At 70.3% G+C, this 9,488-nt stretch carries 9 protein-coding genes and 2 tRNA genes; 4 read left to right on the plus strand and 7 right to left on the minus strand.

The genetic code is table 11. The annotated features are described in order from the left end of the window. Window positions 1-754 (plus strand): alpha/beta hydrolase family protein (locus CQZ88_RS15260; RefSeq protein ID WP_258008614.1); only part of this gene is annotated, 754 nt, incomplete at its 5' end. Window positions 755-763: 9 nt separating this feature from the next. Here the strand turns inward: CQZ88_RS15260 and CQZ88_RS15265 are convergent. Together CQZ88_RS15265 and hisC are read right to left on the minus strand one after the other, a co-directional pair. After that, on the minus strand, window positions 764-2,449 hold the full coding sequence (locus CQZ88_RS15265; RefSeq protein ID WP_180987024.1) for a bifunctional UDP-sugar hydrolase/5'-nucleotidase: 1,686 nt from the start codon (window positions 2,447-2,449) through the stop codon (window positions 764-766). A gap of 106 nt (window positions 2,450-2,555) precedes the next feature. Further along, the gene (gene hisC, locus CQZ88_RS15270) at window positions 2,556-3,641 is read right to left on the minus strand and encodes a histidinol-phosphate transaminase (RefSeq protein WP_102799985.1); all 1,086 of its coding nucleotides are present in this window, start codon (window positions 3,639-3,641) and stop codon (window positions 2,556-2,558) included. A 63-nt stretch (window positions 3,642-3,704) separates the two neighbouring features. Between hisC and CQZ88_RS15275 the strand changes: the two genes are divergently transcribed. The 3 genes from CQZ88_RS15275 to CQZ88_RS15285 all read left to right on the plus strand — a co-directional run bounded on the left by CQZ88_RS15275 (window position 3,705) and on the right by CQZ88_RS15285 (window position 4,728). Continuing rightward, window positions 3,705-4,412 (plus strand): dienelactone hydrolase family protein, encoded by a 708-nt coding sequence (locus tag CQZ88_RS15275; protein WP_065923566.1) that lies wholly within the window; start codon window positions 3,705-3,707, stop codon window positions 4,410-4,412. Window positions 4,413-4,488: 76 nt separating this feature from the next. After that, a tRNA-Ser gene (locus tag CQZ88_RS15280) sits at window positions 4,489-4,580 on the plus strand. 75 nt (window positions 4,581-4,655) lie between these two features. Next, window positions 4,656-4,728: transfer RNA gene (locus CQZ88_RS15285), tRNA-Arg, on the plus strand. Between the two features lie 79 nt (window positions 4,729-4,807). Here CQZ88_RS15285 and CQZ88_RS15290 read toward each other — a convergent pair. The 5 genes from CQZ88_RS15290 to CQZ88_RS15310 all read right to left on the minus strand — a co-directional run bounded on the left by CQZ88_RS15290 (window position 4,808) and on the right by CQZ88_RS15310 (window position 9,001). Further along, window positions 4,808-6,160 carry an MBL fold metallo-hydrolase gene (locus CQZ88_RS15290; protein ID WP_102799986.1) on the minus strand — a complete coding sequence of 451 codons (1,353 nt, stop codon included), beginning with the start codon at window positions 6,158-6,160 and terminating at the stop codon, window positions 4,808-4,810. 87 nt (window positions 6,161-6,247) lie between these two features. Then, window positions 6,248-7,021, minus strand: coding sequence for a sulfite exporter TauE/SafE family protein (locus CQZ88_RS15295; RefSeq protein WP_102799987.1), 774 nt, complete (start codon window positions 7,019-7,021; stop codon window positions 6,248-6,250). A gap of 18 nt (window positions 7,022-7,039) precedes the next feature. Next, window positions 7,040-7,465: a very short patch repair endonuclease gene (locus CQZ88_RS15300; RefSeq protein WP_102799988.1), complete on the minus strand. Its 426-nt coding sequence runs from the start codon at window positions 7,463-7,465 to the stop codon at window positions 7,040-7,042. A gap of 17 nt (window positions 7,466-7,482) precedes the next feature. Continuing rightward, window positions 7,483-8,628, minus strand: coding sequence for a DNA cytosine methyltransferase (locus CQZ88_RS15305; RefSeq protein ID WP_043796739.1), 1,146 nt, complete (start codon window positions 8,626-8,628; stop codon window positions 7,483-7,485). 97 nt (window positions 8,629-8,725) lie between these two features. After that, window positions 8,726-9,001: a hypothetical protein gene (locus CQZ88_RS15310; protein WP_029547056.1), complete on the minus strand. Its 276-nt coding sequence runs from the start codon at window positions 8,999-9,001 to the stop codon at window positions 8,726-8,728. Between the last annotated feature and the right edge of the window lie 487 nt (window positions 9,002-9,488).

Raw genomic sequence — 9,488 nt, forward strand, 5'->3', positions numbered from 1 at the left:
CTACCTGCTCGACGGCGTCAGCGCCGGCGCCGAGTCGGACTACCGCGAGAGCACGTGGACGCAGCGCACGGACCTCGTCGACTTCGTCGCCGACAAGAACGTGAACGTGGTGCTGCCGATCGGCGGTACCGCCAGCTACTACACGGACTGGCTCGCGCCGGACCCCGTTCTGGGCGTGAACGCGTGGGAGACCTTCCTGACGAAGGAGCTGCCGCCGCTGATCGACGCCCGCTTCGCGGGCAACGGAGTGAACGCCATCGGCGGACTGTCGATGGGCGCGACGGGGGCGGCGAGCCTGATCGCCCGGAATCCGGACCTGTACCGGGGCGTGGCCGCGCTGAGCGGTTGCCTGGACACGTCGAAGGCGTCCGCGCAGGACGCGGTGCGCGGGACCGTCGCCTACAAGGGCGGCAATCCGGACAACATGTGGGGTGCACCGGGGGATCCGGCGTGGGCGGCACACGACCCGTACGCCCTGGCCGAGCGGCTGCGCGGCAAGGAGATCTTCATCAGCACCGGCAACGGCCTGCCCGGCCCGTACGACGTCGGCCCCGACGCGGAGGCTCTCGACGTGGGCGGACCGCTCGAGGTCGGCGCCTTCGTGTGCACGATCGGCTTCGACCGGCGGCTGCGGGAGCTGAGAATCCCCGCCACCATCGTCTACCGCCCGTACGGCACGCATTCGTGGCCCTACTGGCAGGACGATCTGCGCACCGCCTGGCCGACGCTCGAACGCGCCCTCGGTCTCGGCTGAGCGGTTCCGTCAGGGCAGCGCGATGCGGTCGGTGGCCGGCGGCGGGACGGGCGCGTGCTGCGCCAGGTAGTCGTTCAGGGCGTCGAGTTCGGCACCCGCCCCCGTCGCCCGTCGCGCCTGTGTGAACCCGGTGAATCCGTCGCCGCCCTCGGCGAGGAACCCGTTGACGACCACCCGGTAGGCCGCGGACGCATCGAGCGGCCGATCGGCGATCGTGACATCCCGGATCCGGCTGCCGGGCGCCGCGGCCCGGTCGAGGACGTAGCGCAGGGTGTGCGAGGGCGCGAGGATCCGTTCGCGGCCCGCGCCGGTTCCGTCCTGCTGGAACTGCTGCTCGAGGATCCCGACCAGTTCCGCACCGGTGAGCTCGAGCACCTGCAGCCGGTTCCCGAACGGCTGGGCTGCGTAGGCGTCGCCGTAGGTGACGACCCCGTCACCGGAATGCAGCAGGTCGGCGCGCACTCCACCGGGATTCGTGAGCGCGAGCTGCGCCCCGGCGGGTTCGGCGGCCGCCAGCTGCGCGTCCGCGACGAGGTTGCCGAGGGCCGACTCGCCGCTGGGCGCGGTATCGCGGGTCAGGTCGGCGGCGATGCGGCCGACGACGCGTTCGGCGACGTCGCGCGACTCGTCGACGGCCCGGTCCACGAACTGCTGCGTGCGCGGGTCGGGGGCGATGTCGTGCGTCACGATCTGATTGAACGCGTGGGTGCGGTCGCGCAGCACGTCGCGGCTCTCCCGGTCGATCGTCAGGTCCGCGACCGAGATGATGCGCCCGTGCGAGGCGCCCTGCAGCACGGTCCGGGGACTGCCCGCCGGGTCGGGGTAGCTGCAGTTGAAACTGTCGTCGCCGTCCGCGGTGACGATGACATCCACCTTCGGCGACACCCGGGTGGCGAGGCTGCGCGCGGGCCCGGCGGTGGCGTCGCACGGGTCGGTCCCGGCGGGCGGCGTCAACGCGCCCTTGTAGAGCAGGACGATCGAGCGGACGCCGAGGGCATCGAGCGCGTCGGCGGTGCGGTCGACGGCCGTGATCTCGTCGGTGAACTGCAGGCCGGCGATGTCGTCGCCGCGCACCACCTGCGGCGTGTCGTGGGGGGCGATGCCGATGACGCCGACCGGCACACCGTCGACGTAGTCCACGGTGAACGGCAGGGCCGCGGGGCTGCCGTCGGCGTCGGCGACGTTCGCCGCGATCAGCGGGAAGGTGGCTCCGGCGTACTCCTCGTCGTACCGGCAGCCCTCCGGGTGGCAGCCGCCGTCGCGCAGGCGCTGCAACTCGGCGTAGCCGTTGTCGAACTCGTGGTTGCCGAGGGCGGCCGCGGTCACGTCGAGGCCGTTGAGCAGGTCGACGGTGGGTTCGTCGTGGAACATCGCCGACTCGATCGGGGACGAGCCCCAGGTGTCGCCGACGGAGTAGAGCACCGAGTTGTCCGCCTGCGAGCGCAGCTGCCGGACGTAGGCGGCGAGATATGCGGCGCCGCCCGCCGGAACGGATGCGCCGTCGGAGCGGACGACCTCGCTGCGGGGGCCCTGGGGCGGGAGGAGGCTGCCGTGCAGGTCGCGGAAGGCGATGAGCCGCAGCGGCAGGGCGTCCGGGGGGATCGCGGTCGCGGGGGCCACGGCGAGCGACGTCCACAGCGCGCCGGTCAGCAGGGCCGCGGACAGGGTCCACCGGCGTGCCACGCCTGAACCCATCCGCACACTCCAACTTCCGTAGCCGACCGGACGAGTGTGCCAACGGATGGTCACGCGATCGCCACCCGGCGATAACGGTTGGGTCTCGTAGGCGTTCCTGCGCAGGTCAGGGCTTCGAGATTTCCGCGATCTCGACGCCCTTGCCGCTCGCAAATGCGAGGAACGCGTCGTTCTCGTGCGGATCGCCGATGGTCACCCGCACCCCGTCGTCCGCGTACTGGCGCACCAGCACACCGGCCTCCGCGCACGCCTCGGAGAACGCCGCCGACCGGTCACCGAGCGGCAACCACACGAAGTTGGCGTAGCTCTCCGGCACGGGATAGCCGGCGTCCACGAGCGCCGTCCGCAACCGGTCGCGCTCGGCGAGCACGCTGTCGGTGCGCTCGAGCAGTTCGTCGGCCGCCGCCAGGGACGCGATGGCCGCCTGCTGTGCGAGCGAGCTGACGCTGAACGGGGTGTGCACCTTGTTCAGGACCTTGATCACCGACGGGTCGCCGACGAGATAGCCGACCCGCAGGCCGGCCAGGCCGTAGGCCTTCGAGAAGGTCCGCAGCACCACGACGTTCGGCCGGCCGGCGGCGAGCGCGATCCCGTCCGCCTGCTCCTCGCCGGGCTTCGGGCGGGCGTATTCGAAGTAGGCCTCGTCGAGCGCGACGAGCACCTGCGGCGGCACCGCGTCGAGGAACCGTTCCAGCTCCGCTCTGCCCAGCAGCGCCCCGGTCGGGTTGTTGGGGTTGCAGACGAACACCACCCGGGTGCGGTCGGTGATCGCGGCGAGCATCGCGTCGAGGTCGTGGCCGTGCTCCGGGGTGTTGGGCACCGGCACCGACTTCGCGCCGGCCACCGCCGTCACCACCGGGTACGCCTCGAACGACCGCCAGGAGAACACGACCTCGTCGCCGTCGTTGCAGGCCGAGAGCACCAGTTCCTGGCACAGGCTCACCGAGCCGTTGCCCACGGCGATGTTCTCCGGCTTCACCCCCAGCCGCCCGGCCAGCGCGCCGATGAGCACGGCCGCCATGTTGTCCGGATACCGGTGGACCGTGTACGCCGCCTCGGCGATCGCGTCGCGCACGCTGGGCAGGGGACCGACGGTGGTCTCGTTGCTGGCGAGCTTGATCGCGCCCGGGAAACTGCGGCCGGGCACATAGGACGGGATCGAGGTGAGGTCGGGGCGGGTCCGTGGGGTCACCAGCCGATTATGCGCCCGGCGATTGCGTGCACGGTCGTGGTGGGTCGTGTCATCGTGGACGGTATGTCGGGAATCCACACTGCCGCGGCCCGGTTGCCGGACGGGTCGGGGCAGGTACCGCTGACCGTGTTTCGGCCGGAGGGTGCCATCCGCGGTGGCATCGTCGTGCTGCACGAATCCCGTGTGTTTCCGCCGGTCCTGCTGGCGTTCATGGAGGTTCTGGCTGCCGAGGGCTGGCTGGTCGTGGCTCCGAATCTGTTCCACCGCGAGTTCACCGAGGACGACGAGGTGTTCGGGCAGAACCTGTTCGACGACGTCGATGCCGCGATGGACTGGCTGGTACGCAGTGGGGTCTACCCGGACGCGGTCGGCGTGATCGGGTTCGACGACGCCGGGACGGCGGCGCTCATCGTCGCCGCCAATCGGCGGGTGGGTGCCGCGGTCACCGTCGCGGCGCACGGCATCGTGCAGCCGTTGCGGCCCGACGTTCCCGCACTCGTCGAGGCCGTGCGCAACCTGCAGGCGCCGTGGCTCGGTCTGTACGGCGAGGACGACCCGACCACCCCGACCGGCGACGTCGAGCAGCTGCGCGAGGCTGCCGGACAGGCCGACGCACCGACCCTGGTCATCGGTTACCCCGGCCTGGCGCATCGCCCCGACGAGCCGCCGGTCGAGCACGACACCGCCGATCCGGACACCGACCCGGCCGAGGCGGCGATCATCGACGCACGGCGCCGGATCTTCGACTGGTTCGACGCGCACCTGCGCTGACCAGGCGTTTTGCGTTTGCCGTCCGAACGTGTGTAATCTTTCGTCCCGGCGGTTCGAGAGAATCGAAACCCCCCAGGGAGGCGTGCCAGAGCGGCCGAATGGGACTCACTGCTAATGAGTTGTCCCCTTTACGGGGGACCGGAGGTTCAAATCCTCTCGCCTCCGCCACGTCGGTGCAGCGTCGCCGGCGACAACTGAATATGAGAAACAACTGCATACCAGAAACAACTGCATACACGCACTGCGCCCGTAGCTCAACGGATAGAGCATCTGACTACGGATCAGAAGGTTAGGGGTTCGAATCCCTTCGGGCGCACAACGAAGAGCCCCTCACCCATTGTGGTGAGGGGCTCTCGCGTCGTGGCGGCCCCCCGGCCCCGACGATGGGGCAGGACCTACGACGTGCCGATCAGACCCTGGTCGTACGCCTTCTCGAAGTCGTCGTTGACGAGGACGACGGTGCGGTCGATCCGGTCGATCATGGACGCGGCGACGGATGCCCGGTAGCCGGAGGCGCAGTGCACCCACCCCTCCCCGCGGGGTACCTCGTCGAGCCGCTCGGCGAGGTCGTGCAGCGGGATGTTGACCGCTCCGCGCACGTGGCCGTCCTCGTACTCGTCCTTCTGGCGCACGTCGAGGACCCGGACCTGCTCGCTGTCGATCTCCCGGGTCAGCTCCGCGAAGTCCGAGACGCGGTACGACCGAAGTTCGTGTCCGTTGACCAGGGTGTGGATCTCGCCGACGGCCGCTCCGGCGAGTTCGTCGACGCCGATGCGGACCAGTTCGCGCTTGGCGTCGGCGATCTGCTCGTCGCTCTCGCCGATGAGGGTCAGTGGCGCACCCCACTTGTAGAGCCACCCCAGGTAGGTGACGAAGGAGGTGGACAGCTCGAAGCCGAGTGTGCCGCCCAGGTGTCCCGCGGCGAAGGCGGTGCGCTCGCGCAGATCGACGACCCACTCACCGGCGTCGATGCGCCGGCGCAGCTCGGCCGGGTCGACCGGCTCCGGCGCAGACAGGTCGAGCGGCGACGGACCCGCCCTGTTGATCACGCCCATGTGGGCGTAGTACGCGGGGTAGGTATTGAGTCCGGCGATGAGCTCGTCGACGTAGGCCTGCTCGTCGCGGGTCAGCGCCGGGTTGACGTCGCGTTGCTGCCCGACGGTGGACGAGTCGCCGCTGGTGGGGGTCGCCGAGCAGAAGCTGCCGAAGCCGTGGGTGGGATACACCGGAGTGTCGGCCGGCACTTCGTCGGCGATCCGTCGCACGGAGCGGAACTGTGCGTGGGTCAGTTCCTCGGTGTACTGCGGGCCGACGAGATCGGTGCGGCCGGTCGAGCCGTACAGCATCGACCCGCCGGTGAAGATCCCGTGCGTGCCGCCGGTCGCGTCGAGCAGCACATAGCTGACGTGGTGGTGGGTGTGCCCGGGGGTGTGCATCACCCGCAGCCGGATGGGACCGGCGTCGATCAGGTCGCCGTCGTGGACGGCACGTCGCTCGTAGTCCACGTCGTCGCCGGCTGGAACGATGTACTCGGCCTCGACGGCGCGGGACAGTTCCAGCCCACCGGTGACGTAGTCGTTGTGGATGTGGGTCTCGAGGACATGGGTGATGCGCGCTCCGCGGTCGTTGGCGAGCGCGAGCACTCGATCGATGTCCCGCTGTGGATCCACGACGACGGCGACGTCCGCCTCGGTGACGAGATAGCTGCGATCGCCGAGGCTCGAGGTTTCGATGATCGATACGTCCATGTCGATGCCTTTCCACGGTACTTCCACTATGCCCCCGGATACCCCGGGGCGTACAAAGAATGCGTGGAGTGCGGGAAGAGTTTCGGCTCAGCGCAGGAACAGTGTGTCCACCAGCACGTACGCGGCCACGAGGAAGACGAGATAGGCGAACCACCGCCGCAGCCGTCCGGTTTCCATGCGCGTGCCGAGGTGACCGGCGACAAGCGACGCGACGACCGCGGCCCCGGCGAACGCCGCCGTGATCGACCAGTCGATGTCGGCGTCCCCGAGATGCGCGATCAGCCCGGCCGCCGAGTTGGCGACGATGACGACGAGGGAGGTCCCGACGGCGACGCCCATCTCCAATCCGAGGAGCATCACCAGCGCGGGGATGATCAGGAAGCCGCCGCCGACGCCGAACAGGCCGGTCAAGAAGCCCACCCCCAGGCCGGCCGGGATCGCCCTCGGCGCGCATCGCTTCCAGTCGATGCCGAAGTCGCCGATCTTGCACGCGGTCCCGGCGTCGTCGCTCTCGCGCAGCATCCGGATCCCCGCGACCACCATCACGACGGCGAAGCCCACCAGCAGCACCGGTTGCGGCAGCAGCGTGCCCACAGCCGTGCCGGCGAACGTCGCGGGGATGCCGGCCGCGGCGAACACCGCGGCCAGCCGCCAGTCGACCTGCCCGGCCCGAGCCTTGGGGATCGCCCCGGACAGGGCTGCGGCCCCGACGACGATCAGCGAGATCGGGATGGCCTGGCGGAAGTCGAGTCCGAGGCCGTACACCAGGGCGGGGACCGCCAGGATGGATCCGCCGCCCCCGAGGAGGCCGAGCAGGACCCCGATGACCGCTCCGAGAACGAGCGCGATCGCCGGTTGCACCGCTTCCTCCTTCGCCGGTCAGGAATCGGCAGTGCCCGGTCCCGCCGCGAACAATGCGGCCTGCACCCGATCCGCGGCCTCCGCGGGATCCTCGTGCTCCCAGATCCGCACCGCCGTCCATCCGGCCGCGGCGAGCGCCGCGTCGGTGTCCCGGTCCCGGGCCACGTTCCCGGCGAGCTTGGCGGCCCACCACTCGGCGTTGTTCTTCGGATCGGTGGCGTGCTGCGGGCAACGATGCCAGAAGCACCCGTCGACATACACCGCAACGCGGCGGCGCGGGAACACCAGGTCGGCGCGACGACGGATCCCCGGCAGGGGAGCACGATCGACGAAGTAGCGCAGCCCGCGACGATGCAACTCCCGGCGCAGGGCCACCTCGGGGACGGTGTCCCTGCGCCGCTGCCGGCTCATCCGGACGCTGGTCTGCGGATCGGTGGAGGGCACGGCGGTCGGCTCCGTCCTCAGGCCGCGGCCTCGGGGAAGCCGCCCATGCGGTCCAGGTGGGATTCGACGTCGTCGAGGAAGCCGGGCACGAATCTCAGGTTCCCGGACCGGGCCCGCCGCAGGAAACCGGCGGTGGCCCGCGCCGACAGCAGGCGCGCGTCCTCCAGGAATCCGGCGAGATCCTCGTACGGTTCCTGCACCGGCCAGTGCGACTCGTGCACCCGGAAAGCCCGCCGCCGCGCGCCCCAGGCGGCACTCGGCCAGGGGTCGCCGGGCCGCAGCGGGGTCTCGTGGTCGGGTGAGTAATCGATCGGCCGCCCGAGCCGTCCACCGACCCACGCGGCCATGCGCACGCTCACTGCGTTGCCGACGAGTCGCCACCGATGCCCGGTCCGCACACCGGGCGCCTGGATGGCGGGTGCGGTCCAGTCGGGGTCGAAGCCCTGCAGCCGTTCGGCGTCGATCAGACCGGGAGTGACGATCTCGCCCGACGGCAGCCGCACTGCCGGCGGACTCGCGATGCCCACCGTGGAGCCGCCCTTGAGCGTGGGCACGGCGTTGACCGCCCAGCCGAGACCACGCACGCCTTCGGTCCAGTAGAACCCGCACGGGTGGGTGCCGGGATCGCCTTCCGCGGGGGCGCCGGCGTCCTCGCCGAACAACACCGTCCGGGGATCGTCGGTGCGCGAGGCGAGCATGAGCACCCGCTGCCGGCGCTGTGGGAGTCCGAACGCGCGGGCATCGACGACCCGGTACGCCCACGCGTACCCGAGATCCTCGAGCGCATCGGTGATGTGACGCATCGCGGCGCCGCGTCCGAGTTGCAGCATGAAGGGGACGTTCTCGATGAGCAGCCATCGCGGGCCCTGCTTGCGCCGCACCAACCGGAACACCTCGTCGACGAGGCCCGACCGGGAGCCGGTGATGCCGGCGGTCCTGCCGGCCTGCGACAGGTCCTGGCACGGAAAGCCCGCGGTGACGACCTCGGTTGCCTGGGGCAGGGAACGGAGGCGGGTGACGTCGGTGTGCAGAGGTACATCGGCGAAGCGGGCGCGGAGCACGGCCTGGGCTCCGGCGTCGATCTCGCAGAGTAGTTCGGTGCGCCAGCCGTGCTCGGCCAGGCCGAGCTCGAGTCCGCCGATACCGGCGAACAAACCCACCATGTTCCCGGTCGACGTCACGGCACCCTTTCTCGCTTTGCTCACGGAGCACGTTACTCGAGAATTCGGGCGGCCCGTGCCGCGACGCGAGATGCAATGATCACGTCCGCCGAAAGAGCGAGACGTGTGCCTCGGGGGACGCGATCGACTCGAAGACGGCCTTCATCCGGACCACGGCCTCGATCCGGCGGGCCACGCTCGGTGCGACGTCACCCGCACAGTCGCCGGCCTCGCGGTCGCCGATGCCGAGGAGGAGCTCGTCGAGCGCGGCGAGGTAGTCCTGGCAGGCCGCCGCGCACGTCGCTGCCGCGGGGGACCCCGAGCCGGGTCCGTCCGCCCGGCCCGGCGGGACGATCTCTGCGGGAAAGCCACTCATGGGTCTCCTATGCCTGACGTGATCGGGGACGCGCGCCGCGGAACGACAACGACGGTGCCACGCAGTGCGCACGCCGGCTACGGTCCGCGCGGGGACTGCCACGAGGCGGACGCCTCGGAAGGTGAGACGCAGTGGCACAGGGGATGGTTCCGCGTCGCGGAAACAGCTGTCCTCGCGGGCAAACACCCGTCCTGACCTGGCGATTTGGCGCGGGGTCGAAGGATCACGTAACTTATTCCAGGTCAGAGCGACACGGACACCGACCCGGCCCGCAGGGGCTCGGGAAAACGAGGTTGGACGCAGGCGCCTGATTAACCCGATTGAAAACCTTCTGGTAGGGTTTCCAATCGCTCCTGAGATCGGATCGGCCGCGGATTTTGATTCCGAAAGCCCCCGATGTTAGGCTGGAACGGTTGCCCCGGAGTGAAGCACTGAAAAGTGCGGAGCGATGGTGTGCGCGTGTTCTTTGAGAACTCAACAGTGTGCC

Origin of the sequence: Rhodococcus sp. ENV425, from assembly GCF_002887785.1 — a bacterium.
Classification (GTDB): Bacteria; Actinomycetota; Actinomycetes; order Mycobacteriales; family Mycobacteriaceae; genus Rhodococcus; species Rhodococcus aetherivorans.